The 25,366-nt window shown below is 57.0% G+C and carries 34 protein-coding genes; 16 read left to right on the top strand and 18 right to left on the bottom strand.

The features are described 5' to 3' along the window. Nucleotides 1-115 precede the first annotated feature (115 nt). The 3 genes from V7730_RS05915 (at nt 116) to V7730_RS05905 (ending at nt 2,775) form a co-directional block, all read left to right on the top strand. The gene (locus V7730_RS05915; RefSeq protein ID WP_335746669.1) at nt 116-1,798 is read left to right on the top strand and encodes an acyl-CoA dehydrogenase family protein; all 1,683 of its coding nucleotides are present in this window, start codon (nt 116-118) and stop codon (nt 1,796-1,798) included. Between the two features lie 63 nt (nt 1,799-1,861). Beyond that, nucleotides 1,862-2,383, top strand: a complete 522-nt coding sequence (locus V7730_RS05910; protein WP_335746668.1) for a TetR/AcrR family transcriptional regulator — start codon at nt 1,862-1,864, stop codon at nt 2,381-2,383. After that, nucleotides 2,380-2,775: an META domain-containing protein gene (locus V7730_RS05905; protein ID WP_335746667.1), complete on the top strand. Its 396-nt coding sequence runs from the start codon at nt 2,380-2,382 to the stop codon at nt 2,773-2,775. The genes V7730_RS05910 and V7730_RS05905 overlap by 4 nt, the downstream gene beginning before the upstream one ends. On the opposite strand, the gene recO is transcribed toward V7730_RS05905, so the two are convergent. The 11 genes from recO to folK all read right to left on the bottom strand — a co-directional run bounded on the left by recO (nt 2,759) and on the right by folK (nt 11,446). After that, nucleotides 2,759-3,484: a DNA repair protein RecO gene (gene recO, locus V7730_RS05900; protein ID WP_335746666.1), complete on the bottom strand. Its 726-nt coding sequence runs from the start codon at nt 3,482-3,484 to the stop codon at nt 2,759-2,761. The genes V7730_RS05905 and recO overlap by 17 nt on opposite strands. Next, nucleotides 3,484-3,813, bottom strand: coding sequence for a DUF1491 family protein (locus tag V7730_RS05895; protein WP_335746665.1), 330 nt, complete (start codon nt 3,811-3,813; stop codon nt 3,484-3,486). The genes recO and V7730_RS05895 overlap by 1 nt, the downstream gene beginning before the upstream one ends. Nucleotides 3,814-3,862: 49 nt before the next feature. After that, nucleotides 3,863-4,780 carry a GTPase Era gene (era, locus tag V7730_RS05890; protein WP_335746664.1) on the bottom strand — a complete coding sequence of 306 codons (918 nt, stop codon included), beginning with the start codon at nt 4,778-4,780 and terminating at the stop codon, nt 3,863-3,865. Then, on the bottom strand, nt 4,777-5,463 hold the full coding sequence (rnc, locus tag V7730_RS05885; protein WP_335746663.1) for a ribonuclease III: 687 nt from the start codon (nt 5,461-5,463) through the stop codon (nt 4,777-4,779). The genes era and rnc overlap by 4 nt, the downstream gene beginning before the upstream one ends. Continuing rightward, the gene (gene lepB, locus V7730_RS05880) at nt 5,460-6,296 is read right to left on the bottom strand and encodes a signal peptidase I (protein WP_335746662.1); all 837 of its coding nucleotides are present in this window, start codon (nt 6,294-6,296) and stop codon (nt 5,460-5,462) included. The genes rnc and lepB overlap by 4 nt, the downstream gene beginning before the upstream one ends. 66 nt (nt 6,297-6,362) lie before the next feature. Continuing rightward, complete coding sequence (acpS, locus tag V7730_RS05875; protein WP_335746661.1) at nt 6,363-6,764, bottom strand: holo-ACP synthase; 402 nt, start codon at nt 6,762-6,764, stop codon at nt 6,363-6,365. 45 nt (nt 6,765-6,809) lie between these two features. Continuing rightward, nucleotides 6,810-7,562, bottom strand: a complete 753-nt coding sequence (locus tag V7730_RS05870; RefSeq protein WP_335746660.1) for a pyridoxine 5'-phosphate synthase — start codon at nt 7,560-7,562, stop codon at nt 6,810-6,812. Continuing rightward, nucleotides 7,555-8,238: a DUF2062 domain-containing protein gene (locus V7730_RS05865; protein WP_335746659.1), complete on the bottom strand. Its 684-nt coding sequence runs from the start codon at nt 8,236-8,238 to the stop codon at nt 7,555-7,557. The genes V7730_RS05870 and V7730_RS05865 overlap by 8 nt, the downstream gene beginning before the upstream one ends. After that, nucleotides 8,235-10,388 carry a RelA/SpoT family protein gene (locus tag V7730_RS05860; RefSeq protein WP_335746658.1) on the bottom strand — a complete coding sequence of 718 codons (2,154 nt, stop codon included), beginning with the start codon at nt 10,386-10,388 and terminating at the stop codon, nt 8,235-8,237. Before V7730_RS05860 ends, V7730_RS05865 begins: the two co-directional genes overlap by 4 nt. A 43-nt stretch (nt 10,389-10,431) precedes the next feature. After that, on the bottom strand, nt 10,432-10,785 hold the full coding sequence (gene rpoZ, locus V7730_RS05855; protein WP_335746657.1) for a DNA-directed RNA polymerase subunit omega: 354 nt from the start codon (nt 10,783-10,785) through the stop codon (nt 10,432-10,434). 70 nt (nt 10,786-10,855) lie between these two features. Next, nucleotides 10,856-11,446, bottom strand: coding sequence for a 2-amino-4-hydroxy-6-hydroxymethyldihydropteridine diphosphokinase (folK, locus tag V7730_RS05850; RefSeq protein ID WP_335746656.1), 591 nt, complete (start codon nt 11,444-11,446; stop codon nt 10,856-10,858). A gap of 176 nt (nt 11,447-11,622) precedes the next feature. On the opposite strand from folK, the gene V7730_RS05845 reads away from it, so the two are divergent. From V7730_RS05845 to V7730_RS05805, 9 genes are all read left to right on the top strand, one after another. Further along, nucleotides 11,623-12,177 (top strand): LabA-like NYN domain-containing protein, encoded by a 555-nt coding sequence (locus V7730_RS05845; RefSeq protein WP_335746655.1) that lies wholly within the window; start codon nt 11,623-11,625, stop codon nt 12,175-12,177. A gap of 210 nt (nt 12,178-12,387) precedes the next feature. Beyond that, the gene (locus V7730_RS05840) at nt 12,388-13,200 is read left to right on the top strand and encodes a helix-turn-helix transcriptional regulator (RefSeq protein ID WP_335746654.1); all 813 of its coding nucleotides are present in this window, start codon (nt 12,388-12,390) and stop codon (nt 13,198-13,200) included. Between the two features lie 19 nt (nt 13,201-13,219). Next, nucleotides 13,220-14,170: a 4-hydroxy-3-methylbut-2-enyl diphosphate reductase gene (ispH, locus tag V7730_RS05835; RefSeq protein WP_335746653.1), complete on the top strand. Its 951-nt coding sequence runs from the start codon at nt 13,220-13,222 to the stop codon at nt 14,168-14,170. 7 nt (nt 14,171-14,177) lie between these two features. Further along, the gene (locus V7730_RS05830; protein WP_335746652.1) at nt 14,178-14,639 is read left to right on the top strand and encodes a pyridoxamine 5'-phosphate oxidase family protein; all 462 of its coding nucleotides are present in this window, start codon (nt 14,178-14,180) and stop codon (nt 14,637-14,639) included. A 64-nt stretch (nt 14,640-14,703) separates the two neighbouring features. Next, complete coding sequence (locus tag V7730_RS05825) at nt 14,704-15,318, top strand: LysE family translocator (protein WP_335746651.1); 615 nt, start codon at nt 14,704-14,706, stop codon at nt 15,316-15,318. Next, nucleotides 15,318-15,755, top strand: a complete 438-nt coding sequence (locus tag V7730_RS05820; protein WP_335746650.1) for a DUF3429 domain-containing protein — start codon at nt 15,318-15,320, stop codon at nt 15,753-15,755. The genes V7730_RS05825 and V7730_RS05820 overlap by 1 nt, the downstream gene beginning before the upstream one ends. Continuing rightward, nucleotides 15,752-16,345: a class I SAM-dependent methyltransferase gene (locus V7730_RS05815; RefSeq protein ID WP_335746649.1), complete on the top strand. Its 594-nt coding sequence runs from the start codon at nt 15,752-15,754 to the stop codon at nt 16,343-16,345. The genes V7730_RS05820 and V7730_RS05815 overlap by 4 nt, the downstream gene beginning before the upstream one ends. Further along, the gene (gene rnhA, locus V7730_RS05810; RefSeq protein WP_335746648.1) at nt 16,338-16,793 is read left to right on the top strand and encodes a ribonuclease HI; all 456 of its coding nucleotides are present in this window, start codon (nt 16,338-16,340) and stop codon (nt 16,791-16,793) included. Before V7730_RS05815 ends, rnhA begins: the two co-directional genes overlap by 8 nt. Beyond that, nucleotides 16,790-17,413, top strand: coding sequence for a trimeric intracellular cation channel family protein (locus tag V7730_RS05805; protein WP_335746647.1), 624 nt, complete (start codon nt 16,790-16,792; stop codon nt 17,411-17,413). The genes rnhA and V7730_RS05805 overlap by 4 nt, the downstream gene beginning before the upstream one ends. A gap of 51 nt (nt 17,414-17,464) precedes the next feature. Here V7730_RS05805 and V7730_RS05800 read toward each other — a convergent pair whose 3' ends face one another. Genes V7730_RS05800 through def (V7730_RS05780) form a run of 5 tightly spaced genes read right to left on the bottom strand, consistent with a single transcriptional unit; the run spans nt 17,465 to nt 20,128 of the window. After that, on the bottom strand, nt 17,465-17,701 hold the full coding sequence (locus tag V7730_RS05800) for a hypothetical protein (protein WP_335746646.1): 237 nt from the start codon (nt 17,699-17,701) through the stop codon (nt 17,465-17,467). 4 nt (nt 17,702-17,705) lie between these two features. Further along, on the bottom strand, nt 17,706-18,620 hold the full coding sequence (fmt, locus tag V7730_RS05795; protein ID WP_335746645.1) for a methionyl-tRNA formyltransferase: 915 nt from the start codon (nt 18,618-18,620) through the stop codon (nt 17,706-17,708). Between the two features lie 4 nt (nt 18,621-18,624). Beyond that, nucleotides 18,625-19,122, bottom strand: a complete 498-nt coding sequence (gene def / locus V7730_RS05790) for a peptide deformylase (protein WP_335746644.1) — start codon at nt 19,120-19,122, stop codon at nt 18,625-18,627. Continuing rightward, a complete protein-coding gene (gene def, locus V7730_RS05785) occupies nt 19,119-19,613 on the bottom strand; it encodes a peptide deformylase (protein WP_335746643.1) in 495 nt (164 codons plus the stop codon). The genes def (V7730_RS05790) and def (V7730_RS05785) overlap by 4 nt, the downstream gene beginning before the upstream one ends. Then, nucleotides 19,610-20,128: a peptide deformylase gene (gene def / locus V7730_RS05780; protein ID WP_335746642.1), complete on the bottom strand. Its 519-nt coding sequence runs from the start codon at nt 20,126-20,128 to the stop codon at nt 19,610-19,612. Before def (V7730_RS05780) ends, def (V7730_RS05785) begins: the two co-directional genes overlap by 4 nt. 99 nt (nt 20,129-20,227) lie before the next feature. Here def (V7730_RS05780) and V7730_RS05775 point away from each other — a divergent pair, with 99 nt between their 5' ends. Further along, complete coding sequence (locus tag V7730_RS05775) at nt 20,228-21,397, top strand: MalY/PatB family protein (RefSeq protein WP_335746641.1); 1,170 nt, start codon at nt 20,228-20,230, stop codon at nt 21,395-21,397. Between the two features lie 50 nt (nt 21,398-21,447). Here the strand turns inward: V7730_RS05775 and V7730_RS05770 are convergent, their stop codons facing one another. Further along, nucleotides 21,448-21,792, bottom strand: coding sequence for a hypothetical protein (locus V7730_RS05770; protein ID WP_335746640.1), 345 nt, complete (start codon nt 21,790-21,792; stop codon nt 21,448-21,450). Nucleotides 21,793-21,965: 173 nt separating this feature from the next. Between V7730_RS05770 and V7730_RS05765 the strand changes: the two genes are divergently transcribed. Next, on the top strand, nt 21,966-22,940 hold the full coding sequence (locus V7730_RS05765) for a glutathione S-transferase family protein (RefSeq protein WP_335746639.1): 975 nt from the start codon (nt 21,966-21,968) through the stop codon (nt 22,938-22,940). On the opposite strand, the gene V7730_RS05760 is transcribed toward V7730_RS05765, so the two are convergent. After that, complete coding sequence (locus V7730_RS05760; protein WP_335746638.1) at nt 22,937-23,332, bottom strand: response regulator; 396 nt, start codon at nt 23,330-23,332, stop codon at nt 22,937-22,939. The genes V7730_RS05765 and V7730_RS05760 overlap by 4 nt on opposite strands. A gap of 130 nt (nt 23,333-23,462) precedes the next feature. Between V7730_RS05760 and cobD the strand changes: the two genes are divergently transcribed. Beyond that, nucleotides 23,463-24,452 carry a threonine-phosphate decarboxylase CobD gene (gene cobD, locus V7730_RS05755; protein ID WP_335746698.1) on the top strand — a complete coding sequence of 330 codons (990 nt, stop codon included), beginning with the start codon at nt 23,463-23,465 and terminating at the stop codon, nt 24,450-24,452. Further along, nucleotides 24,449-25,360 (top strand): adenosylcobinamide-phosphate synthase CbiB, encoded by a 912-nt coding sequence (gene cbiB, locus V7730_RS05750; RefSeq protein WP_335746637.1) that lies wholly within the window; start codon nt 24,449-24,451, stop codon nt 25,358-25,360. Before cobD ends, cbiB begins: the two co-directional genes overlap by 4 nt. Nucleotides 25,361-25,366: the final 6 nt, after the last annotated feature.

The following is a 25,366-nucleotide window of genomic DNA, read 5'->3' as shown; positions in this document are numbered from 1 at the left end:
GCACTTAAATTCGGCAGCGAAACTTTCGACCACATTGACGCAACCAAACGTATCTTTGTTGCGCTGCACCTGCAAAGTGATTATGCCGAGCACTAAGTAAAAAAGGATGTAGATAATGGCACATGATGGACAGCTGAATATGGAGGCGCCTGCCCTCCTTGATGATCTGCTGAAGCTTACAGCATCGGCCGTGGCACCAGTTGAGGCAGTCCTTGTCCGCGCAACCGAAACAGTGCGCACGATGGTCACTGAAAACGGCCGCGTATCAAATGCGCTGGTTGAACAAAACCAGACTGCCGCTCACGGGCTGGCATGGCTGGCGACCTACGCGCAGGCCCTGCGCCAGATGCAATCCTGGGCCGAAGCGTTGGAAAAGGACAGCAAGTTCGGCGAGACCGAAGCCTTGATCCACCAGATCGCGTTCGGCGAATACCTGTGGCAGATCTACGGCGGCATCCAGATGAATCAGGGTGAGATCGTCCGCCTTCAGGATCTTGGCCTTGGTCAGGATGACCAGCTCGGCCTGATGGAGCCAGCGATCATGACGCTGACCCAAGGCGGCAACACTCAAGCCGCCCGCACCCGTCTTGTCGAGTTGATGCAAGAGCACTCCGCCAACGTCACGGTCGGGGCCTCTGGTCTTGATGACGAACTTGAGATGATTCGCGAGCAGTTCCACCGCTACGCAGTGGAGAAGGTAGAACCGTTCGCCCACGAATGGCACCTCAAGGACGAACTGATCCCGATGGAGATCATCGACGATCTTGCCGAAATGGGCGTATTCGGCCTTACCATCCCCGAAGAATTTGGCGGCTTTGGACTGTCCAAAGCATCCATGTGCGTTGTGTCCGAAGAACTCTCGCGCGGTTATATCGGTGTAGGCTCGCTTGGCACACGTTCCGAAATCGCAGCCGAGCTTATTATTGCTGGCGGCACGGACGAGCAAAAACAGAAATGGCTGCCGCGCATCGCAAGTGCTGAAACCCTGCCAACCGCCGTCTTTACAGAACCAAACACCGGTTCTGATCTGGGCTCCCTTCGCACACGTGCGATCAAAGATGGTGAAAGCTACAAAGTCACTGGCAACAAGACATGGATCACCCATGCTGCGCGTACACATGTGATGACCCTGCTGGCCCGCACCGACCCTGACACGACGGACTACAAAGGCCTGTCCATGTTCTTGGCCGAGAAGACCCCCGGGACTGATGAAAACCCCTTTCCGACCGACGGCATGACAGGCGGTGAGATCGAAGTGCTCGGTTATCGCGGCATGAAAGAATATGAGCTGGCGTTCGACGGCTTTGAAGTCAACGCTGAGAACCTTCTCGGCGGCGAAGAAGGCAAAGGCTTTAAACAGCTGATGGAAACCTTTGAAAGCGCGCGCATCCAAACAGCTGCCCGTGCCATTGGCGTGGCGCAGTCCGCGCTGGATATCTCCATGCAGTATGCCCTTGACCGCAAACAGTTCGGCAAAGCTCTGATCAACTTCCCGCGCGTCTCCAGCAAGCTGGCGATGATGGCCGTTGAAATCATGGTGGCGCGTCAGCTCACTTATTTCTCTGCGTTCGAGAAGGACGAAGGTCGCCGCTGTGACGTGGAAGCAGGTATGGCGAAACTGCTTGGCGCACGTGTGGCTTGGGCTGCTGCGGACAACGGTTTGCAGATCCACGGCGGCAATGGTTTTGCACTAGAATACAAGATCAGTCGCGTTCTGTGTGACGCCCGTATCCTCAACATCTTCGAAGGTGCGGCTGAAATTCAGGCACAGGTTATCGCCCGCCGTATCTTGGGCTAATCTTTGCCGACCAGAACGGGGCGCCCCTTGCGGCGCGCCCCGCCTGCGCATACCCTAAAAACTATGACAAGCACGCGACTTTCACCGGAAAAATGGATAGATGCTGGTTTCGCCGCACTTTGTGCGGAGGGCCCGGCCTGCCTTGCCGCCGAACCTATGGCACGCCGTCTTGGGGCCACTAAAGGGTCGTTCTACTGGCATTTCAAGGACGTCCCCACGTATCATGCTGCCCTCGTACGTCAGTGGCATACACGGGCTCTCTCTGATGTGATGGAGCGCTTAGAGACAGGGGACAGCGCAGAAACCGCTTTGCGCGCCTTCGGGCATAGTATTCTGGACACCCCTACCGAGTCTGCATTGCGGGTCTGGTCTCAATCCGACTCAGCCGTGGCTTCTGCCGTGGCAGAGGTGGACGCAGAACGCCTGACTTTTCTCCAACATTTGCTCAACCAAATCGGATTGCGCAATCCGGCGTTCGGGCAATCGCTGCTTGCGTCGCTTGTCGGCCTGCCACAAATTAAAGCAGAGACAGACACACACGCGGCCTTTGACGCCCTCGTGGATACGGTGCTTGCCCTAGCATGAAGTGGTTTACCTCGATTGCTTTACTGGTTGTCTCGCTGACAGCCTGCCGCGCCGACGACTTCCAGCGCATTTACGGCGGTGCAGATCGTGTCTGGCTGCTGAAAGAACTTAATGGCGCGCCCTTTCCTGTCCGTGCCACGCTCACCTTTCCCAAGGCGGGTGAAATCGCAGGCGAAGGCCCCTGCAACCGCTACTTCGGCGGTATGAAAGCCCCCTACCCGACCTTTGATGCCGGTCCCATTGGTAGCACCAGAAGGGGGTGTCCTGAAATTGAGGCTGAAATCGCCTTTCTTGCAGCGCTAGAAACTGCAACCAATTCCAAGGTTGATGGCGAAACGCTCGTGCTGACCAGTTCGGACGGTACCAAGATGCTTTTTAAAACGAGCGATTAAACGCTTCGACAAAGCGCGCTCGGGCCTGTGGCAGTGGCCTGCCCCCCAAACCAGCAGCAAGGTGATGCATCAGGAAGTATCCAGTTGTTTTAAAGCTTTCTGCAATCTCCGCATCACTGGCATCACCAACGCCACGCAACACATCCGGCAAGGGCAGCAACCGCTCGGCCCAGTCCCCCGCCCCTTCACGTGAAACCGCCCGCCCTGATTTGGGTGAGACATAGGCCAATCCGTCTGTTGCCCCCGTTACGGCGCAGCTACCCAGATCAAGGCCGTAGCCAAGCTCTTCCAGCAGACTCAGTTCCCAGCGGAGATAGGCCAGTGGCCAGATATCGTCCTGGCCCAGCAAGTCTAACAAGGCTTCCGTCCGGTGATAGAGCGGCAGATGGACCTCGCGTTCTGGCAGACTGAAACTGATCAATCCGGTCACCGCGTTCAGCCCTGCCAACGCCAGCCGCCCCCCCATCGCTATTGCGGCGCGGCTGCGCACAGGCTCTACGGCAAACGCTCCCATGTGATCTTCTAGCCGCGCGCGCCATGCCACATCCAACTGTGCGCCGGGCTGCAAAATTGGAGAAATTTTTCGACTGGTCCCGCCCCGCACAACGCCAGCGTGGCGCCCCTGCGAGGGCGTAAACATCTCGATGATCGCAGATGTCTCTCCATGGCGGCGTGCGCTCAGCAAGATGCCCTGATCGCGCCATTCCATTAGCCAAGACCCTCTTGATCCAGAAGATGCCGACCCTCTCGGTCTTCCACCTCTATCACCCAAAGATCGGGGTCGAACCCGCGCTGCTTACGCACCGCTTCGTCCACCTCAGACTCAGGGCCACCGGCCAGCTCTACCCAAACACGCTCTCCGCTCATCAGGTCGAAGGAGCGCTGAAATACCGTCGCTTTGCCATCCAACGTTGCCAGCTTCACCAGAACAGCACCGCCTGTGTCATCCCCGTGGGCTACGACAAAAGCGGGAATATCGAACATCCGCAGCCGTGCCAGATAGGCATCAACCCAGAACCTTGCCGTCAGACGCGGCACGAAAGCCCCTCAAGGACAACGCATCCAGAACCGCAGGCGATGCTGCACATCATTGGTTGCCGTCCTTGAACTCCAACCCCATCTCGGAATAACGCTCGGCGTCCTCAAGCCAGTTAGGCCGGACTTTCACCTTCAAAAACAGGTGGACCTTGCGCCCGAGAAACTCTTCCATTTCTTCGCGCGCAGCCTTGCTAACGGACTTGATCGTCTCACCCTTGTTGCCCAGGACGATCCCCTTGTGGCCGTCCCGCATAACATAGATCAACTGGTCAATCCGCGCCGAGCCGTCCTTGCGTTCTTCCCAGTTCTCCGTCTCAACGGTCAACTGGTACGGCAGCTCCTGATGCAGGCGGAGGGTCAGTTTTTCGCGCGTCATTTCGGCGGCGATCATTCGCATCGGCAGATCGGCGATCTGGTCCTCAGGATACAGCCATGGCCCTTCGGGCACCTCACCGGCAAGCCAGATCCGTAGCGCATCTACGCCATGCCCCTTCTCGGCGGAGATCATGAAGGTCTCGACGAAGGGATAAGCTTCATTCAGCTTCTTGCTGAGCCCCAGCAACACAGGCGCTTCGACACGGTCAATCTTGTTGATGGCCAGAGCGACGCGTGCGCCTTTACCAATCTCATTTAGACGAGTCAAAATACGCTCGACACCTTCGGTCACGCCACGCTGCGCTTCAACCAGCAGCACCACTAGATCGGCATCCGCTGCCCCACCCCAAGCTGCGGCAACCATCGCGCGGTCAAGCCTGCGACGCGGCTGGAACAAGCCGGGCGTGTCCACGAAAACAATCTGGCTTGCACCCTGCATGGCAACGCCACGGATGCGCGCACGTGTGGTTTGTACCTTGTGCGTGACGATGGAAACTTTCGCACCAACCATCCGGTTAAGCAGCGTCGACTTACCCGCGTTGGGTTCTCCGATGAGGGCAACGAACCCCGCGCGTGTCGGTGTTTCGGTCATGTGTCTCGCTCCAATTGCGCCAACAGCGATGCTGCGGCGTCTTGTTCTGCGGCGCGCTTGGCGCCCGCTGTCGCACTCGCTGTCTGTCCGGTCGACAGACGCGCGGCGATTGTGAATATCGGAGCATGGTCCGGCCCGCTCCGCTTCGTCAATACATAGGCAGGTGGTTCTAGCCCTCGGGCTTGCGCCCATTCCTGCAAGGATGTCTTTGCGTCCCGTGCATCATCTTTAACAGAAGTCGTCCGATCACCCCAGAGCCGAAGCACCAGCGCACGTGAGGCATCAAAGCCTCCGTCAATATAGACGGCGGCAATCACCGCCTCCATCGCATCGCCCAGCAGTGCTTGCTTGCGTCTCCCGCCTGACAGCATCTCTGACCGGCCAAGGCGCAGAACCGCGCCAATGTCGATATCACGCGCCACATCGGCGCAGGCTTCTTTGCGGACCAACGCATTAAAGCGCGGGGCCAACTGGCCCTCGGATGCCTTTGTATCAAGCTTAAGCAAAGCCTCAGCCATCACAAGACCCAGCACACGGTCGCCCAAAAACTCAAGCCGCTGATTGTCATCACGGTTCGCCGTAGACATTGACGCATGCGTCACCGCTTCGTTCAGCAATTGCGGCGACTGAAACGTGTAACCAAGACGTTTCTCGAACGCTCTGAGTTCAGCGGACAGCTTCACTTGATCGCTTTGAAAAAGCGATCAGAGCGCCACGTCCAGAAGAACAGCATCGAGCGTCCGCCCGAGCTAAACACGATCCGATCAGCGCGACCAATCAGGTTTTCGAACGGGACAAAACCGACGCCACCAGCCGTCTGAGCCAAACGGCTGTCGGCAGAGTTGTCGCGGTTATCGCCCATGAAGAAATAATTGCCCTCCGGCACGGTATAGACACCGGTACGATCAGAGGCTTGAGGACCAATGTCCAGAACCACATGGCTCACGCCGTTAGGCAGAGTTTCGATCGCGCGATCCTTGATGCACATGCCGCCCTGACCGACTGCACCGTTGGCGCAACGCGGGCGCAAGGCTTGAGGACCTTGGAGCTCCATAAGCTCTTCGAACTTGCCTGCGGGTTCTTGTGGTGCGGCAACACCGTTGATCTGAACAATTCCATTTGTGACCTGAATTTGGTCACCGGGCAGGCCAATCAGTCGTTTGATATAATCATGGCCGGAAATCGGATGCCGGAACACCACCACATCGCCGCGCTCTGGCTCACTGCCGAACAGGCGCGTGTTGTCGCCATCAAACACGCCACACAGCTTTTTGGCGTCTACGTTAATGCCGACGCTGGGCATAATCACGCTGGGGCAGGAGGCATAGGAATAGCCATACGCCATCTTGTTCACAAAGACGAAGTCGCCGATCAGAAGCGTCTCTTTCATCGAACCGGAAGGAATCCAGAAAGGCTGAAAAAACAGGGTGCGGAAGACACCTGCAATCAACAGCGCATAGACAACAGTCTTGATCGTTTCGACAATCACATTGCCTGTCTTTTCGGTCTTGGCCATCCGGCGCTCCTAGCATGTATTACGTGGGTTACATGCGCAGGGCAGCGCGTAGTGTCAAGGTGCGCGTCACCCTAGCGGGCGCGCCTCAATTACCACAAATGCCTGCGCCCATGGATGATCGTCCGTGAGGGTCACGTGAATGATGGCCTCATGACCTTCCGGGGTCATGGTCGCCAGACGCTCGGCGGCCCATCCGGTCACTTCCATGACTGGCTGGCCAGTTCGCAAATTGCTCACCGCCATATCGCGCCAGCTGATCCCCATGCGTAGCCCGGTTCCCAATGCTTTGGAGCACGCCTCTTTTGCGGCCCAGCGTTTGGCATAGGTTCCCGCCACATCCACGCGCCGCTCTGCCTTCGCCTGCTCTACCGACGTGAACACTCGGTTGCGAAAGCGGTCGCCAAAACGTTCAAGCGTACCTTGAATACGTTCGATATTCGCCAAATCAGTGCCAATGCCCAAAATCATCGCGTATCCTCGTGTTGCGCAAGCGGCCATGCGTCGGCAAAACGCCTAAACGGCGCGGGCCTCATCCATCAACCGGCGCATTTCTGCGATTGCTGGCTCAAGACCAAGAAAGATCGCCTCTCCAATTAGAAAATGTCCGATGTTGAGCTCCATGACTTCGGGAAAGGCTGCGACAGGAGTTACCGTGTCATAGGTCAATCCGTGTCCTACATGCACCTCAAGACCCAGCCCATGTGCAAAGACCGACATATCGCGCAGTTTTCCCAACTCGAGCTCAGCCTGCTCGAAACGGCCCTCATGATAGGCATCACAATAGGCGCCTGAGTGGAGTTCGATCACTTGGGCACCAATACGGTGCGCCGCTTCGATCTGACGCTGCTCTGCTGCGATGAAGATTGAAACTCGGCAGCCCACATCACGCAGGGGCGCGATGAAGTGGGCAAGGCGGTTTTCCTCGCGTGCGACTTCCAGCCCGCCTTCAGTTGTGCGTTCTTCGCGCTTTTCAGGCACGATGCAAACCGCGTGCGGCTTGTGACGCAAGGCAATCGCCTGCATCTCTTCGGTAGCGGCCATTTCAAAGTTCAAAGGCACTGTCAGAATCTCCATCAGCCCCTCAATGTCCGCGTCCGAGATATGGCGGCGGTCCTCACGCAAATGTGCAGTGATGCCATCAGCGCCGGCCTCTTGTGCGATACGGGCAGCGCGCAACGGGTCAGGCGTATTGCCGCCGCGCGCGTTACGCACAGTTGCGACGTGGTCGATGTTTACGCCCAAACGCAGCTTATTCTTGTCAGCCATTCGCTCTCTCTTTTTTGTCTTTTGCAGCCTGCTTTTTCTCTTCGGCTTTCGCGGCTGTCTTAGCTTTCAGCGCCTCGAACTTCGCCTTGATCACCCCCCTGCGGCGCTTTTGATACGCCCGCAAAACCGGAACAGCCATATAATAGGCCACTGTCGCAAAGAAGATACCGGACACAATGCCGCCCATCAAATAGGGATAAAAAACATCGCGAGAAAAAATGGCAAGACCGGACCAGTCCATTTTTTCTGGTGTAAAGATCGAGATAACATTGCGCCAAAGGTCGCTGCCTGCATCAGAGAACTTACGGCTGAGCGCGCGCAATTCGCCTTCCTGCAACTCCGTGCCCAATATCCAATGGCCTGATTTCAACGAAGACAGCGCGATGAAAACAAATGTCAGCGGGTTACCCACAAAGGTCGCCATGAGCGACGCAAGGATGTTGCCCTTCATCGCCCTCGAGATCAGCACAGCAAAGAGAAAATGCATCCCGAACAGCGGCGTGAATGTAATAAACACACCAGCCCAAATCCCTCGTGCGATCCGTTCAGGACTGTCGGGTAAACGGCGCATCCGGTGTTTGACATAGTGAAACGCGCGCGCCCATCCACCACGGGGCCAAAGGAACTCGGCCACAGAGCGGCCGAGTGATTTTGGATCACGGCGCTTGAATATCACGGCAGATGTCCCCCTGCCGCAGCACCCTCTCCGGTCGCGTTCACATTGCGATACCTGCTGACAGTGGCGACATCGCTTTCAGCTTCCAGCGTGAGCATTAGCGAATGAAGCTGGGCGGCGTCACGCAGCTCTACATGCACCAAAACGCGGAAGAAATCTTGCTTACGCTCAACAAAGTTGAGGTCAGCGATATTCGCCCCAGCCTCACCGATCAACGTGCAAATCCGGCCCAGAACACCGCGGTCGTTGGCAACCGTCAGATCAATGGTCGCACCGTAAACGGCGGGGTGACTGCCATCATGCCAGCGCAGATCGAGCCAACGGTCGGGCTGTTCTTCGTAATCACTCAGCCTGTCACAATCGATGGCATGCAGGGTCACGCCCTTGCCACGGAAGGTAATCCCGACAATGCGTTCGCCCGGCAGCGGCTCACAACATGAAGCCCGGTCAAAGGATTGACCCGGTTCAAGCCCGATCACTGCCCGCTTACGATCCACTTCTTCGCCGGTCACCAGACCAAGCTCAGGGTAAACTACGCTTACTACCTCGCGGCCAGTGCGGTTCGAACTCCCCAGCTGTTCCAGCAGGTTATCCACGCCCCCTACACGCAACGCACGCGCAGCGGTTGCCAGTACTTTGTCTGTCGCCCGTTTCCCAACATGCTCAAAAGCCGAACGGGCCAGTTCGCGGCCCAGTTTGATAAACCGCGCGCGGTCCACCTCCCGCAGGGAGCGGCGAATGGCAGTCTTGGCTTTACCCGTTGTTGCAATCTCCAGCCATGTGGTCTGCGGCGTTTGCCCTTCGGCTGTAATGATCTCAACCGACTGCCCATTTTTCACCCGCGTCCAAAGCGGCACGCGTAGGCCGTCAATCTTGGCGCCCACGCAGGCCGACCCGATGCGCGTGTGAATTGCATAGGCAAAATCAATTGGTGTAGCGCCGCGTGGCAGCTTGATCACTTCGCCCTTCGGCGTGAAGCAAAACACCTTGTCGGTATACATCTCCAGCTTGACCGCTTCGAGGAAATTCTCGTGATCGTCCTCACCGTCGAACTGTTCGGTGAGCTGCGCAATCCACTTAACCGGATCAACTGCAAAGGGGTTCTTGGAGCGGACACCGTCGCGGTAAGACCAATGCGCCGCAACGCCTGTTTCCGCCACATCATGCATCTGCCGCGTTCTGATCTGAACCTCGACCCGCTTACCATCACGGCCCGAAACGGTCGTATGGATAGAACGGTAACCGTTCGTCTTGGGCTGGCTGATATAATCTTTGAAACGTCCCGGTACCGCGCGCCACCGCCGGTGGATCGCGCCCAGCGCACGGTAGCAGTCTTCCTCGCTATCCGTAATCACGCGAAATCCATAGATGTCGGAGAGGCGTGAAAAAGATTGCTCCTTTTCCTCCATCTTACGCCAGATAGAATATGGTTTTTTCGCGCGACCAAAAACCTCGGCTTCGACGTCTGCCTTGGACAATTCCTTGCGCATATCCGTCGTGATCCGCGAGATCACATCGCCAGTTTCTTTCTGGAGCATGATAAAGCGGCGCATGATGGACTGGCGCGCCTCAGGGTTCAGAACCCGAAACGCCAGATCTTCCAGTTCTTCGCGCATCCACTGCATACCCATCCGGCCTGCAAGCGGCGCATAGATATCCATGGTTTCACGCGCTTTTTGCGCCTGCTTTTCAGGGCGCATCGCCTTGATCGTGCGCATGTTGTGCAAGCGGTCCGAAAGCTTCACCAGAATAACCCGCAGGTCCTTGGACATCGCCATGAACAGTTTGCGAAAATTTTCGGCCTGCTTGGTCTCGGAGGAATTCAGCTGCAGATTGGTCAGCTTCGTGACGCCGTCCACCAATTCTGCGACTTCCTTACCGAATTCCTCCTGCACTTCCGAATAGGAGGCAGGCGTGTCTTCGATGGTGTCGTGCAAGAGCGCTGTGATGATGGTGGCATCATCCAACTGTTGCGACGCCAGAATGGCGGCAACGGCTACAGGATGAGTAAAATAGGGCTCACCGGAATGCCGGAACTGCCCTTCATGCATGCGTTCACCGTACGCATAGGCCGCGCGGATCAACGCTTGGTTTGTTCTAGGGTTAAACCCGCGAACCAATGTGACAAGGTCGTCGGCAGTGGTTGTCATTATCTGCCTCAGCCCTCAAGCGGAACGGTCATTCCCGCCGCAATCACCCCTGCCCTTGCGCAGCCATCAACTGCCGCAAAAGCATTTCTTCGGACATGCTGTCTTCTTCCGGCTTGTCCTGCTCGGCACCCATAAGAATCGCCATGGCGTCCTCTTCAGGCTCATCCACTTCGATCTGGTTCTGGTTGCTTTCGATCAGACGCTCGCGCAGATCATCAGCCGACTGCGTCTCATCCGCGATCTCGCGCAGCGAAACCACAGGGTTTTTATCGTTGTCACGGTCCACAGTTACAGGAGATCCTGCAGCAATCTCACGGGCACGGTGAGCCGCAAGCATGACCAGCTCAAACCGGTTCGGGACTTTATCAACACAATCTTCGACGGTAACGCGGGCCATTGGATGCTCCAATAAATTATCTGCTAGAAGACGCTACCTAGGCCCGTTCAGCCAGATTTACAAGCAGGTATTATAGCGCACGCACCTCGTAGCGCATCGCCTCCGGCAATGCGTCATGCATCTCCCGAATACTCAGTCCAGTCACCGGATGGCGCCAGTCAGGTACGACGTCCAGCAACGGAACCAACACAAACGCCCGCTCCGCCAATCGCGGATGCGGCAGGATCAACTGCTCTGGCGTGGCGGCCCTTTGCATCTCTAGCGGCATCTTACGCCAGTATTGGTGTGTTTTCGCATCTGGCAACACCAAATCCCCTGCCGCGATCAAATCCAGATCTAGCGTACGCGCGCTCCAACGCACCTCACGGGTGCGGCTCAGCTCAGCTTCGACTGCATGCAATTGCGCAAGCACCTCGACCGGATCAATCTGCGCTTCAAGCACAGCAGCCGCGTTCACAAAGTCCGGACCTGCACCCGCTGGGAAAGCCGGTGTTTGGAAAAAGCGGCTCTGCGACCGAACCGCGAACCCCCTGCCCTGTAGAGATTTCAATGCCCTTTCAAGCACTTCAGCCGGAGCAATTTCGCCAACGCCCAAGTTTGACCCCAGGGCAATCAAGTAGCGGCATTCTGCCGCTGTTGTGCTATAATCAATATTTCCCATGACCCTCCCTAGCCAAATCTGCCATTCTTAAAGGATAGCCTCTTGGCGATGCAGGGCAGGCTTAAATATACTCAAGAACACCCTGACTGGCCAAAAAGTTAATTATCGATACCACATTCCCATTTGACGAATTTTAAAATGTGCTGCAATACGCTTCTGAATTTGAGGAATTAATTATGTTTTACAAGGACGAGCGTTTAGCTCTCTTCATCGATGGCTCCAACCTCTATGCAGCTGGCAAGACACTTGGATTTGACGTAGATTACAAGCTTCTACGCTCTGAATTCATGCGCCGGGGCAAGCTTTTGCGCGCCTTCTACTACACTGCTTTGCTGGAAAACGACGAGTATTCGCCGATCCGTCCACTGGTAGATTGGTTGCACTACAACGGCTATTCGATGGTCACAAAACCGGCCAAAGAATACACCGATAGCATGGGGCGACGTAAGGTAAAAGGGAACATGGACATCGAACTGGCCGTCGATGCGATGGAGCTTGCACCTCACCTTGATCACATTGTCATTTTCTCCGGCGATGGAGATTTCCGCCCGCTGGTTGAAAGCCTGCAACGCCAAGGTGTACGGGTATCCGTGGTTTCGACCATCCGCAGCCAACCTCCGATGATTTCAGACGAACTACGCCGTCAGGCCGACAACTTCATCGAACTTGACGATCTGCGTGATGTAATCGGTCGTCCTCCGCGAGAGCCATCCGAAAAAAACGCAGGTTGATAGCCTGAAAACATCCATAGGCGTTGCTGCAAAAAATAATGCACCGAGCCGTTCTCACGGCATCGGTGCATGGTCATCATTGAAATCTAGCAGGCCGTAAAAAAATCCGGGCCGGTAAATTGCAATCTCACTGCACGGCCCAGTGGCTTTGATAGCACGCTGGACCAAACCCTTCTCCCCCCTTAAAAGGGGGGTAAGGAAGTTTATTCGATGATTGTAGATAGAGCGGCTAATATCGAAAAAGGTCAGACGCTTGATGCCGTCTGGAGCGGTCTGCTAGATGTATTGCCCCTCATTGGGATGGACTTCGCCACCTATGTGAGCGTGACCAACACCTTTGAAGCCCAATTCGCGCTCAGCAACATTCCAGACCTTTACGAGGAAACGCCACCCGACAAAGATCCTTTCCTGATCCATTGCTGCAACAGCTATGATATCGTTCCCGTCGGGCCAGCCTTCTACCACAAATATTCCCAACTCACCGATGCCGACCGCGCCTTTATCGACAGGGCTGGCGCGCGCGGCTTCAATGCGGGGTTTGCCATTCCCATGCGCCTGAAGGGCAGCAGCCGGTTCGGCGGTTTCATCTTGGGCAATGGTACGAAAAATAACGATTTTTCCGCAAAAATCTTACCCAAAGCTGAAGAGCTTCGTCTGTTTTGCATGATCATCCACCGCCGCATCGAAGAGCTTATCGAGACACCGGAGCAGCCAGTACCTGCAGACAATCGCAAAGCGTTTTTGTCCCATGGGCTTCCCGATGTCTTTGACCAGCTTACGCCGCGTGAAAGCGAAGTGATCGTCTTGCTGTCACAAGGGAAGACACGTGCGGAAACAGCGCAAATTTGCAATATCTCGGTGCACACCGTGTCCGACTACGCCAAGCATGGCTACCGCAAACTGGGCGTGCACAACCGTGCCGAAGCTGCGGCCTTGATGCTCCCCCCGATATCAGGCTCTAGGAGCGTATATTTGCACCGCTTCTGGGCTGGACCTGACGCATCCGGCACCTTACCTCTGTAGGCCAATCACGGAGCAACCGATGAACAAGCCCCCTCTTATCCTCTACCTTGCTGCACCTCGCGGATTTTGCGCAGGCGTCGACCGCGCGATCAAGATCGTCGAGATGGCGCTCACCAAATGGGGGGCGCCCGTCTATGTCCGGCACGAGATCGTGCACAACAAATTCGTGGTGGACGATCTGCGCGAAAAGGGTGCTGTTTTTGTCGAAGAACTATCGGAATGCCCCGACGACCGGCCTGTGATCTTTTCAGCCCACGGCGTGCCAAAATCCGTGCCAAACGCCGCCCAAGCGCGCAACATGGTCTACGTGGATGCGACCTGCCCACTTGTCAGCAAGGTCCACATTGAAGCCCAGCGCCATGCTGACGCGGGCTTGCAAATGATCATGATCGGCCATGAAGGCCACCCCGAAACTGTAGGTACCATGGGCCAGCTTCCCGATGGTGAGGTGTTGCTGGTGGAAACTCCCAACGACGTGGCCCACGTCGTCGTGCGCGACGAGGCGAAGCTCGCCTATGTTACCCAAACCACGCTCAGCATTGACGACACCGCTGATATTGTCGCCGCGCTACAGGCGCGTTTTCCCGCGATTGTCGGCCCACACAAGGAAGATATTTGCTACGCCACGACCAACCGGCAGGAAGCGGTCAAAGCAATGGCGCCGAAATGCGATGCGATGCTGGTGGTGGGTGCGCCAAACTCCTCCAATTCGAAGCGACTGGTGGAGGTTGGTTCCCGCGCTGGCTGCGCCTATGCGCAATTAGTGCAACGTGCAGATGACATCGATTGGCGCGCGCTTGACGGGATCACCAGCATCGGCATCACCGCCGGCGCCTCCGCCCCGGAGGTTCTCATCAACGAGGTCATCGACGCATTCAAAGCCCGCTATGCCGTCACCGAAAAAATGGTCGAGACCGCCGTCGAGAACGTAGAATTCAAAGTTCCCCGCGTTCTGCGCGAATCTGCCTGACGGGATAGTGCCTACACCCTTCGAACCAGAGATCATTCTCGAACGGCCTTTGATGGCCATACTTGGTACATCAGCTGCGGATGGCAGCCCGCGCACAGCACCGGTTTGGTATCACTGGGAAGCAGGCATGTTGTGCATGTTAGGCAGCGCCGACAACGCAAGCACGAAGCGGGTCAGCGCAGATCCCCGCGTCAGCGTCGAGATAACGGATTTCGACACAACCAGCGGCCGCCTGCTGCACCTCGGACTGCGTGGTCGCGCCACAGTCGCCGCAATGGACCAAGCGCTGTTCGAGCGTCTTTTGACGCGATACCTAGGTCCCAAGGAAAGCTGGAACCCGTGGTTCATGGACAACATTGCGCGGATTGATGACCCGGAAGGGCGGCTGATCCTGCTGCGCCCTGACAGCATCTTCACGAACAACGTCTCATTTTTTCGAACAGGTCCGGATATCTTGCCCGCCAGATAGACGGCATGGACACCAATGGTGTCTTGCGGCATCGTGGCTTCGCACCACAGCAAAGGTACGTCCGATGATCACCCTCCACTTCCTGATTACCGCCCTCGTTGTTGTCATGGCTCCCGGTACAGGCGTGATCTACACTCTCGCTCTGGGTCTTGGCCAAGGTCGACGCGCAGCACTTTGGGCAGCACTTGGGTGCACCATCGGGGTCCTCCCACACTTGGCCGCCGCGACGCTTGGACTGGCAGCGGTTCTGCACACCTCCGCGCTTTTGTTTGCGGCGGTAAAGTGGGCTGGCGTCGCCTATCTACTCTATCTCGCCTGGCAAACCCTGAAAGACGACGGCGCGCTGAGCGTGCAGGAGACCAAAACACGTCAAAGCGGCTGGCAAATCGCGCGGCGCGGTGCCTTAATCAACATCCTCAACCCGAAGCTGTCGATCTTCTTTCTCGCCCTGCTGCCCCCATTCTTGTCCGGCAACACTGCCAGTGCCACGACCGAGATGACTGCGATGGGCGCCGTGTTTATGGCAATGACCTTTGGTGTCTTCGCGCTTTACGGCATATTCGCAGCTGGCGCGCGCCGCCAATTGCTTGGTTCCGCGCAGGTGATGGCGTGGCTGAACCGCTCCTTTGCTGGCATCTTCGCCGCACTTGCCGGTCGCCTCGCATTCGAGCGCGCCTGATGTTCGGCATTCCACGCGCCCCGCTGGTACTTGGCCTTGCCGGCTTGCTTCCGTTTATCGCGGCGGCATTCGCTTCAACGTTAGCACACAGCAATCCACTGCTCACCAAGGTGGACAGCCTTGAGGCGCTATTGCTTTACGGCACCATCATCCTGTCGTTCATGTCCGGCGTGCTCTGGGGGTTTGCAACCAAAGCTGAAGGAACGAAGGCCACCGTCGGCTATATCCTCTCGGTTTTGCCTGCGCTCTGGGCCTTCTTCATGCGCGGGGGTGCGGTTGCCGATACGCTCTTCTACCTCGCCATCGGTTTTATCGGCCTTCTCGTACTTGACTATTTCTTCTACCGGAACGGTTTGACCCCACGGTGGTGGATGCGCTTGCGCATTGTATTGACGGTCATCGTAGTGACCTGCCTCTCCATCGGAGCGTACCAATGAGCGATCCTGAAACCCTATCGGTCTATGCTGAACAGTCCGCGCATTATGCCTCCCTCACTGATACAGTGTTGGCCAAGGACCCCCTGCTGGCGGACTTTATCACCTCTTTACCCAAGGGCGGCCGCGCCCTCGACCTTGACTGCGGCCCCGGCGCGGCGGCGGCCGTCATGGCCCGCGCAGGACTGAAGGTGCACGCCACAGATGCTGTCCCCGAGATGATAGCACTCGCCAGCCAGCATTCCCTTGTTCACGCAGAGGTCAAAACCTTCGAACAGATTGACGGCACGGATTTATACGACGGCGTCTGGGCCAACTTCAGCCTCCTCCATGCAGACCGTGATGCTTTGCCTGTAATCCTGACGGCGTTGCACACCACAATAAAGGCAAATGGCCGCTTTCACATCGCGATGAAGCTTGGCTCTGAGACAGAGCGCGACGCGATCGGCCGCCAATACACCTACGTTACAGAGGCCGAACTGCGCGGTTTGCTGTCCGATGCTGGCTTCACCGTAATCAAAAAACACATAGGGTGTGATATGGGGCTGGACGGCACCCATGCGGATTGGATAGCACTCGCCGCATATGGCTAAATTATACGCATACACAGACGGTGCCTGTTCGGGCAATCCCGGCCCCGGTGGCTGGGGAGCATTGATGCAGGCAGTCGACGGGAAAACTGTCGTCAAAGAACGAGAGCTCAAGGGCGGTGAGCCTAACACCACCAACAACCGCATGGAACTTCTGGCTGCGATCCACGCTCTCGAAGCACTGGCGCGGGATACCGAGATCACAATTGTTACAGATAGCAACTATGTCAAAAACGGGATCACCGGCTGGATCTTTGGCTGGAAAAATAACGGCTGGAAGAATGCCGCCAAGAAGCCAGTAAAGAACGCTGAGCTCTGGCAGCGGCTTGATGCCGCGAACGCCCGCCACCGCGTCACATGGGAATGGGTCAAAGGCCACGCAGGCCACACCGAGAACGAACGCGCAGATGCGCTTGCCCGCGCCGGTATGGCACCCTTCAAATCCAAATGACCCTGATTAGTTTTCTTGATTACGCCTCGGTCATCGTTTTCGCACTGACCGGCGCACTTGTGGCGAGCCGCGCTCAGCTTGATCTGGTGGGATTCGCCTTTATTGCGTGTCTCACGGCGGTTGGCGGCGGCACAATTCGTGACCTGCTGCTGGACCGAAATCCGATTTTCTGGATTGCTGACCCGTCCTACCTCGGGGCCGCTGCAATCGCAGCGCTGATCACCTTCTTTACCGCCCACCTGCTGGAAAGCCGCCTGCGCACGATCATCTGGCTCGATAGCTTTGCGCTAGCCGTTGCCGTTGCTGCTGGCGCAGGTGTCGCCATGAGCTTAGACCAAGACCCAGTCATCGTCGTGCTGATGGGCATCGTGACAAGCTGTATGGGCGGCCTGATGCGCGACGTTGTGGTGGGTGACGTTCCAGTCGTGCTTAAACAAGGTGAGCTTTACGTGACCGCCGCCTTTGCAGGTGCCGCAACAAGCGTTTTGCTAAAAACCTACCTGCCCGACGTGCCCTACGGCCTTATCATCGGTACTGCTGTGACGTGGGTGCTGCGCGCAGGTTCAATCTTTTTCGGCTGGCACCTGCCAGTCTACAAAAGCGCGCCTCCCAAAAACTGAACCAGCTCAATTTCTTTGATAAAATGTTATTCGGGGCTCGCCCTAGAACACTTATTTCCGCCAGTGAAAGGGCACGATAATAAGTGCACCGATGGATGACACGATTGCGTTCACCCCCGGTGATGAGAACCCGAAACCGAACATCAATCGTATGAAGTAGAACAAGAACGCTCCGCCTACGCAAATAATGATGCTGGCCAATATGCCGTTATGTGTGAATTCGGTCTTTTCTGCGAGATAGCCGATGATCCCCGCAATCACGACAGTTCCGATCATGGTGGGAAACATAGGGCTATCCTTTGCTCAAATCCGTACCAACAGCGATCTGGGCGCCGCGTTGGAACACATCGACATCCTGCGCGCCTTTACCTGCCCTTTGCAAGCGTGTCAGCGCAACAGCACCTTCTCCGCAGGCCACGTGCAACGTGTCGGACAGGACCACGCCAGCTTCCCCGGCCCCTTCGACGCAATTCGATCCAAGCACTTTGATCCGGACACCGTCGTGTTCAAACCACGCGCCGGGAAAAGGCGAGAGACCACGGATCATTCTGTCGACCTGCGCAGCAGGCAGGCTCCAATCAATTCGGGCCTCGGCCTTGTCTATTTTCGAGGCATAGGTCACGCCCTCATCAGGCTGCACCTGTGGGGTCAATGCATCTAACTGGCTCAGCGCCTCGACAATCAGGCGCGCGCCAATCGTGCTCAACCGGTCGTGCAACTGCGCAGTGGTTTCCTGCGCACCAATGTCCAACGCCTCGCGCAGCAGGACGGGGCCCGTGTCCAGTCCCGCTTCCATTTGCATGATGCAGACACCTGTTTGCGCGTCGCCCGCCATGATCGCACGGTGGATCGGAGCGGCACCGCGCCAACGCGGCAGCAGGCTCGCGTGGATGTTCAGGCAGCCGTGCGCAGGTGCGTCCAGAATTGCCTGTGGTAGGATCAACCCGTAGGCCACCACAACGGCCACTTCTGCATCAAGCGCGGCGAAGTCGTCTTGGGATTCTGCCGTTTTTAGAGACACCGGCGTGCGCACATCAAACCCCAAAGCCTCTGCGCGCGCATGGACCGGACCGGGACGATCCTTTTTCCCACGTCCTGCGGGGCGGGGTGGTTGGGAATATACAGCTGCGATTTCGTGTCCGGCCTCGACTAAGGCATCCAGCACCGGCACCGAAAACTCGGGCGTCCCCATGAAGACAATCCGCATCGGCTTAGCCCTTCATTTTGCGCGCGCGGCGCAAGAGAATGTCGCGCTTGACCTTGCTCAGACGAGCAAAATAGAGCTTGCCGACGAGATGGTCGACTTGGTGCTGCACACTGGTCGCATCCAACCCGACAAAGTCACGCTCAACACTTGCGCCAGTTTCGTCAAGATACCGCACACGCACCCCGCGCGGGCGGCTTACTTTGGCTGATACACCGGGCAGACAAGGGGAGGCCTCTTCATGGACGTTCATGATGGCAGACGCGTCTACCACTTCGGGATTGGCAAGCCGGATACGTTTATCCCGCGCCTCCGAAGTATCCACGACCGCAAGCCGCAGCATCACGCCAATCTGTGGGGCACCAAGGCCGACGCCCGGCATCGCGTCCATCGTGTCGATCATGTCCTGCCAGATCGCCCGCACTTCATCGGTCACTTCTGTGACGTCTTCGCAAGAACTGCGCAGGCGCTTGTCGGGCCATTGTAATATCGTGCGGACGGTCATGCAGTATACTCCGCTTCCAATGCCGCGCGGGTTTGCGCGTCGAGATGATCAAAGGTGACGACACCGTCCAAATGGTCCAGCTCATGCTGGACGCAGACGGCGGCGAAACCTGTAAAACTTTGGACATAGCGCGCACCGTTCAGCCCGGTCCAAACCATCTGCACCTGCGCAGAGCGCGAAACGTCGGCGCTAATGCCGGGGATGCTGAGGCAACCTTCACTGTTGGTCGCGCAATCTTCGCTGACTTCCTGTAGCATCGGGTTGAGGCACACCAGCGGATCCGGCTTTCCCTCTTTCCAACTCACATCCATCACAAAGATACGCTGCATCGCGCCCACCTGTGGCCCGGCGAGGCCACGGCCCGGGGCGGCATACATAGTCTCCAACATGTCCGCTGCCAGCGCTTCGATCTCTGGGGTAATCGCCTCAATCGGAGCGCAAATATCCATAAGCCGCGGATCGGGCCATTTCAGGATCGGCAGCACGCTCATCCGCGGGCCAGCTCACGCTTGAACTTGATCATTTTGCGGGTAATCATTTGCCGCTTGAGCGGCTTGAGATGATCGATGAAAAGCTTGCCATCAAGGTGGTCAATCTCGTGCTGCACACAAGTGGCCCACAACCCGTCCATACCTTCGCGATGCTCTTTCCCGTCGCGGTCAATCCACGACACTTCGACCTCGGCCGGTCGCGTCACATCTGCGAACTGTTCAGGGATGCTTAGACAACCTTCTTCATAAGTGTTCAGCGCGTCCGACACACCAAGAAGCTGCGGGTTGAACATGATCAACGGGCGTTGCTTTTCACCTTCTTCCTTGACGCAATCAAGAACGATCAGACGCGTCAGCGCCCCCACCTGCGGCGCGGCAAGCCCCACACCGGGAGCGTCATACATCGTCGCCAGCATATCATCTGCCAGTGTCCGCAGATCATCAGTCAGATCATCAACGGGGGCACAGGATTTCTTCAGGCGCGGGTCGGGGTGGTATAGGATTGGGCGTTTCATGGAAGGTGATGTAGGGCATGCCCCCTGATCCCGCAAGCAGGGCTTGCACATAAGTCGTTCCGCGTTACGGTTCTGCGCAAATCTTTCTGGAGAAATATGATGAGCTTTGACACCCCGATTGAACGCCGCGGCACACATTGTGTGAAATGGGACGGCATGGAGCAGATCTATGGCGTGCCTGCTGATACGGGCATTTCCATGTGGGTGGCAGACATGGATTTCGCGACAGCGCCAGTTGTCCAGAACGCTGTGCAAGTGATGGTAGATCACGGCGTCTATGGCTACTTCGGAGACGACAGCAAATACCGTGCCGCAATTCAGTGGTGGATGAACGAACGTCACGGCTGGGATCTGGACCCCGCGCATATCTTCACCACGCACGGTCTGGTGAACGGAACAGCCATGTGCGTAGACGCATTCACGGCGCCGGGCGACGGTGTAGTGCTTTTCACCCCCGTCTATCACGCCTTTGCCAAGGTGATTAACGCCTCGGGTCGCAAGGTGGTCGAATGCCAAATGGTGCCTGAGAATGGCCGCTATCACATGGACTTTGATGCCTATGACGCGCAGATGACTGGCACCGAGAAGATGGTGATCCTCTGCTCGCCCCATAACCCAGGCGGATGCGTGTGGTCCCGCGAAGAGCTTCAGCAAGTCGCCGATTTCGCCAAGCGGCATGATCTGGTGCTGGTCTCGGACGAGATTCACCACGATCTGGTGATGCCCGGACACACCCATACGCCGATGACCTTGATTGACGGCATCGCAGACCGGCTGGTGATGATGACTGCGACCACCAAGACCTTCAACATCGCCGGAAGCCATTCGGGCAACGTGATTATTGCCGATCCAGACCTGCGCGCGCGCTTTGGTGCGCGCATGATGGCGCTAGGGATGTCGCCCAACAGCTTTGGCCTGTTCATGGCCACGGCGGCCTATTGCCCCGAAGGTGCCGCATGGGTGGATGATCTGATCGCCTATCTGGACGGTAACCGTCGTCTGTTTGACGACGCTGTGAATGCCATCCCAGGTCTGAAATCAATGCCTCTCGAAGCGACCTATCTTGCGTGGGTTGATTTCGAAGACACCGGCATGAGCCGCGAAGAGTTCACCAAGCGGGTCGAACAAGGCGCAGGCATCGCAGCCAATCACGGCCCCACCTTTGGCAGCGGCGGAGAAACATACCTGCGCTTTAACATCGCCACACCTCGCGCACGGGTGCAGGAAGCTTGTGACCGCTTAGCTGAAGCTTTTAAAGACCTTCAGTAAAATTGGAATGGCGCCCCGATGTGGGCGCCATTCGCATCCGTATGTAAATGTCACGATTCAGAAAAGCGCGCTGCCAATACAGCACCGTCAATCTCTGCTGCGGCTGCGTAGTCCAATTTCGCGGCACGCTTAACTGTAAAAATACGTTCTTCTCCGACCGTTTCACGGCCTTTGATCAGACATTGGCCCAAATGCTCTGTCCCCTCATAGAGATCAACCACGCCGTCCAGAGCGGGCACCTCGCCAGCTGAAACAGCAAACCCCGCAGCCCAACGCCGCAAAACGGGATAATGAACGCCGCCCGCATCAACACTCAACTGCGCCTGTCGGCGAGGTTGGCTAAAGCTGGCCCGATTCAAGCCCGGCTCAAAGCCTTTGGGTAAAAATACGTCCATGATTCTCTCCGACTGTTCCTACTTGAAGGTATTCCATAAGTTTCACACAGCAACAGAAAATTGGTTTTTATGTCGGCATGTGTATTTTCGCACGTTCTATGCGCGATGTCGTCTCTACGCTTTCTAGCGGATCAACATTACATTCGTGTTAAGCATGAAAAGAGGAGAAGAGCGTGGGATTGTTGATCGACGGCCAATGGCATGACAGCTGGTATGACACAAAAGACAACGGCGGCGCGTTTAAACGGCAAGAGGCAAACTTCCGCAACTGGATTACCGCGGACGGCAGCGCAGGCCCCAGTGGTGAATCAGGCTTTAAGGCCGAGCCGGACCGCTATCACCTTTACGTCAGCCATGCGTGCCCATGGGCGCACCGGGCCCTTATCTTTCGCACTCTTAAACAGCTAGCACCGTTCATTGAAGTCTCTGCCGTCCACCCGGACATGTTGGGGGACGGATGGACTTTCGAGACAGATTTTGACGGAGCAACCGGCGACCAGCAGTTCGGCCTACCCTTTGCACGTGACATCTATACCCGCGCAGTGCCAGATTTCACGGGGCGGGTCACGGTCCCAATCCTCTGGGACAAAGCCAGAGACACTATCGTCTCAAACGAATCGTCCGAGATCATCCGGATGATGAACAGCGCCTTTGACGGACTCACCAGCAACACCGATGACTACTGGCCAACTGCGCTGCACCCGCAGATCGAGGAAATCAACGCCCGTGTTTACGACACTCTCAACAATGGCGTGTATAAATCAGGCTTTGCCACAACTCAGCAGGCCTATGATGCTGCTGTGCATCCGTTGTTTGATACCCTCGACTGGTTGGAAGCGATTCTGTCCAACAACCGTTACCTAACCGGCGACCGGATCACCGAGGCGGACTGGCGGCTGTTTACCACCCTTGTCCGTTTCGATTGCGTCTATCACCAGCACTTCAAATGCAATCGTAGCCGGATCGTCGACTATCCGAACCTATGGGCTTACACCCGCGAACTGTTTCAATGGGAAGGTGTCGCCGAAACCGTGCATTTTGACCATATCGTGCGGCACTACCACTACAGCCATGAGACCATAAACCCGAACCGGATCATCCCGATCAATCCAGTCATCGACTGGAACACGCCACACGGCAGAGGTTAGCCCGCGCGCAGCTCAGCCCCGTAATGCGCTACCATCGCTGCCAGATCTTCTGGCGGTGTGCTGCTTTGCACAAAAGCGCGCGCATTGGCGGAATGCGCAAAAATCGACCCGTCTGAGAAAAAGCTGGTGTTGGTCACAAAGATGATCCGCGCTGCGGGCTGACGGTAATTTGCGTAGTCCGAAATCGCCAGGGCAGAGCCTTCGTCAATTACCAAATCTTGAATGATAATATCAGTCTCATGCTCTGACAAATAATCAATCGCTTCAGTTTGGCCATTCGCGCACGCGACATCCATGCCTTGGCGAACCAAGTGCCGCTGCCAAAGGATTGCAAGCTCGGGCACGCTTTCTACGATAAGTACACGCGTGGGATTCATTGTATTAACAGTCATTCGAAAGGCCTCCTCGGCCGTCGATAGCATGCATAAAATTGGTCGTATCTGGGAAAAAATCTCAAAAATATTCAGAAAATTAACACGCTATTGAATGTTACACAAAAGTCCGGTTTGTCAAACTGTGGAACTGGCAGAAATCAGCCGAACGGCCAAACAGCGGGTAGACCGATTGCAAAAAGTACAGCGAGATCACGGCGGCGGATTAGATGCGGCAGCAACCAAGTTTGGAGGGGTGCGTAAGGACTGGATTGATCTGTCTACAGGTATCAATCCTGTATGCTATCCCGTGGGCGAGGTGTCGCAGGATGCGTGGAAGGCCCTCCCCGATAGGGCGGCGTATAGCGCGTTGATCGCCACCGCACGCCAATTTTGGCAAGTGCCTGACGGCGCAGATATCCTCGCCACGCCGGGCGCGTCGGCCCCCATCGCCCTGATCCCGCGCCTGCGCGATAAGGGGCGCGTTCACATCGTAACGCCCACCTACAACGAACACGCTGCAGCTTTTGCCGCGGCTGGTTGGACCGAAACAGCTGATCTACGTCATGCAGATGCACAGGTCATCGTGCATCCCAACAACCCTGACGGGCGACTGTTTGACTTGAATGCACTGCAGGCCCACTTACGCGTAATCGATGAAAGTTTCTGCGACGTCGCTCCGCGCGACACGCTGATTGCGCAAGCCGCAACCGATGGCACGATTGTTCTCAAGAGCTTTGGTAAATTCTGGGGGCTGGCGGGTCTGCGTCTAGGTTTTGCGATCGGCGACCCTGCCCTGATCGCACAGCTAGAGCAGATGCTGGGACCGTGGCCTGTGACAGGTCCCGCTCTTGAAATAGGAGCGCGGGCTTTGCGCGACCCTCATTGGGCAGATCAGACACGCCAAAGATTAGGAAATGACGCAGCGCGCCTTGATACCATGATGCAAGAAACCGGTGTCGGGGTCTTGGGCGGCACCTCTCTGTTTCGTCTCTATGAGACTGAAGATGCCTCCGTTTGGCAAGAACGTCTTGCCCGCCACCATATCTGGAGCCGTGTCTTCCCGTATAACCCGCGCTGGCTGCGTCTTGGCCTTCCGGCACCGGATCAATGGGACCGGCTTGCGGCGGCGCTTACATGAGCACTGCTGCAATCCTCTTTTTCGCCCTGCTGCTTGATGCGATCATGGGTGAGCCGAAATGGCTTTGGGATCGGCTTCCGCATCCTGCCGTCCTGATGGGCCGCGCCGTTTCCCTGTTGGACAATCGCTTCAATCCCGCACACGGCGGGTTCAAGGCCGGTGCTTTGACCTTGGTGCTCCTAATGTCCGGTGCTTACCTACTGGGCTGGGGGCTAAGCCAGCTTGGCGGTGTTGTCCAAATTCTAGTCACCGCGATTCTGCTCGCACAACGATCATTAGTTCAACATGTACGCGAGGTTGCCGATGGATTGCGCGTGTCCCTTGGTGATGGACGGCGCGCAGTTGCGATGATTGTCAGCCGGGATACTGGCGCGATGGACCGCTCTGCCGTTGCACGCTCCGCCATTGAAAGCGCCGCCGAGAACCTCTCCGATGGCGTCATCGCCCCCGCTTTCTGGTTCCTTGTAGGCGGCCTGCCGGGTTTGATGGTCTACAAGGTCGTTAACACAGCGGACAGCATGATCGGCTACCGCACCCCCCGCTACGAATACTTCGGCAAGGCCGCAGCGCGCATGGACGATGTGATGAACTGGCTCCCCGCGCGGCTCACGTGCGCCTTGATCGCACTGCCTGCCGGTGTCGCGGGCGCGTGGCGCGCCATAGCCCGCGATGCCGCGCAGCACCGTTCCCCGAATGCAGGCTGGCCCGAGGCCGCGATGGCACGCGCTATAGGTGTAGCGCTGGCAGGTCCACGCGCCTATGATGGCAAGATGCAGGAGTTTCCTTGGGTCGGCGGCGCGGGCGCGCGTATAATTGGTCCTGAAGCGATTGATGCGGCCTTGCACAGACTTTGGCAGGCGTGGGGCTTGATGCTGGGCCTGGTACTTATTTTTGCCCTTTTCGGATAATTTTCT

It is taken from the genome of Sulfitobacter sp. (assembly GCF_036961165.1).
Lineage (GTDB): Bacteria > Pseudomonadota > Alphaproteobacteria > Rhodobacterales > Rhodobacteraceae > Sulfitobacter.
This window is presented reverse-complemented; position numbering and strand designations above follow the sequence as displayed.

What these genes read in the sequence shown, in the direction of transcription:
- V7730_RS05915 (WP_335746669.1), top strand. Translation starts at nt 116, where the DNA reads ATGGCACATGATGGACAGCTGAATATGGAGGCGCCTGCCCTCCTTGAT.
- V7730_RS05910 (WP_335746668.1), top strand. Translation starts at nt 1,862, where the DNA reads ATGACAAGCACGCGACTTTCACCGGAAAAATGGATAGATGCTGGTTTC.
- V7730_RS05905 (WP_335746667.1), top strand. Translation starts at nt 2,380, where the DNA reads ATGAAGTGGTTTACCTCGATTGCTTTACTGGTTGTCTCGCTGACAGCC.
- recO (WP_335746666.1), bottom strand. Translation starts at nt 3,484, where the DNA reads ATGGAATGGCGCGATCAGGGCATCTTGCTGAGCGCACGCCGCCATGGA.
- era (WP_335746664.1), bottom strand. Translation starts at nt 4,780, where the DNA reads ATGACCGAAACACCGACACGCGCGGGGTTCGTTGCCCTCATCGGAGAA.
- lepB (WP_335746662.1), bottom strand. Translation starts at nt 6,296, where the DNA reads ATGGCCAAGACCGAAAAGACAGGCAATGTGATTGTCGAAACGATCAAG.
- acpS (WP_335746661.1), bottom strand. Translation starts at nt 6,764, where the DNA reads ATGATTTTGGGCATTGGCACTGATTTGGCGAATATCGAACGTATTCAA.
- V7730_RS05870 (WP_335746660.1), bottom strand. Translation starts at nt 7,562, where the DNA reads ATGGCTGACAAGAATAAGCTGCGTTTGGGCGTAAACATCGACCACGTC.
- V7730_RS05860 (WP_335746658.1), bottom strand. Translation starts at nt 10,388, where the DNA reads ATGACAACCACTGCCGACGACCTTGTCACATTGGTTCGCGGGTTTAAC.
- rpoZ (WP_335746657.1), bottom strand. Translation starts at nt 10,785, where the DNA reads ATGGCCCGCGTTACCGTCGAAGATTGTGTTGATAAAGTCCCGAACCGG.
- folK (WP_335746656.1), bottom strand. Translation starts at nt 11,446, where the DNA reads ATGGGAAATATTGATTATAGCACAACAGCGGCAGAATGCCGCTACTTG.
- V7730_RS05845 (WP_335746655.1), top strand. Translation starts at nt 11,623, where the DNA reads ATGTTTTACAAGGACGAGCGTTTAGCTCTCTTCATCGATGGCTCCAAC.
- V7730_RS05840 (WP_335746654.1), top strand. Translation starts at nt 12,388, where the DNA reads ATGATTGTAGATAGAGCGGCTAATATCGAAAAAGGTCAGACGCTTGAT.
- ispH (WP_335746653.1), top strand. Translation starts at nt 13,220, where the DNA reads ATGAACAAGCCCCCTCTTATCCTCTACCTTGCTGCACCTCGCGGATTT.
- V7730_RS05825 (WP_335746651.1), top strand. Translation starts at nt 14,704, where the DNA reads ATGATCACCCTCCACTTCCTGATTACCGCCCTCGTTGTTGTCATGGCT.
- V7730_RS05820 (WP_335746650.1), top strand. Translation starts at nt 15,318, where the DNA reads ATGTTCGGCATTCCACGCGCCCCGCTGGTACTTGGCCTTGCCGGCTTG.
- V7730_RS05815 (WP_335746649.1), top strand. Translation starts at nt 15,752, where the DNA reads ATGAGCGATCCTGAAACCCTATCGGTCTATGCTGAACAGTCCGCGCAT.
- rnhA (WP_335746648.1), top strand. Translation starts at nt 16,338, where the DNA reads ATGGCTAAATTATACGCATACACAGACGGTGCCTGTTCGGGCAATCCC.
- V7730_RS05805 (WP_335746647.1), top strand. Translation starts at nt 16,790, where the DNA reads ATGACCCTGATTAGTTTTCTTGATTACGCCTCGGTCATCGTTTTCGCA.
- V7730_RS05800 (WP_335746646.1), bottom strand. Translation starts at nt 17,701, where the DNA reads ATGTTTCCCACCATGATCGGAACTGTCGTGATTGCGGGGATCATCGGC.
- fmt (WP_335746645.1), bottom strand. Translation starts at nt 18,620, where the DNA reads ATGCGGATTGTCTTCATGGGGACGCCCGAGTTTTCGGTGCCGGTGCTG.
- def (WP_335746644.1), bottom strand. Translation starts at nt 19,122, where the DNA reads ATGACCGTCCGCACGATATTACAATGGCCCGACAAGCGCCTGCGCAGT.
- def (WP_335746643.1), bottom strand. Translation starts at nt 19,613, where the DNA reads ATGAGCGTGCTGCCGATCCTGAAATGGCCCGATCCGCGGCTTATGGAT.
- def (WP_335746642.1), bottom strand. Translation starts at nt 20,128, where the DNA reads ATGAAACGCCCAATCCTATACCACCCCGACCCGCGCCTGAAGAAATCC.
- V7730_RS05775 (WP_335746641.1), top strand. Translation starts at nt 20,228, where the DNA reads ATGAGCTTTGACACCCCGATTGAACGCCGCGGCACACATTGTGTGAAA.
- V7730_RS05770 (WP_335746640.1), bottom strand. Translation starts at nt 21,792, where the DNA reads ATGGACGTATTTTTACCCAAAGGCTTTGAGCCGGGCTTGAATCGGGCC.
- V7730_RS05760 (WP_335746638.1), bottom strand. Translation starts at nt 23,332, where the DNA reads ATGACTGTTAATACAATGAATCCCACGCGTGTACTTATCGTAGAAAGC.
- cbiB (WP_335746637.1), top strand. Translation starts at nt 24,449, where the DNA reads ATGAGCACTGCTGCAATCCTCTTTTTCGCCCTGCTGCTTGATGCGATC.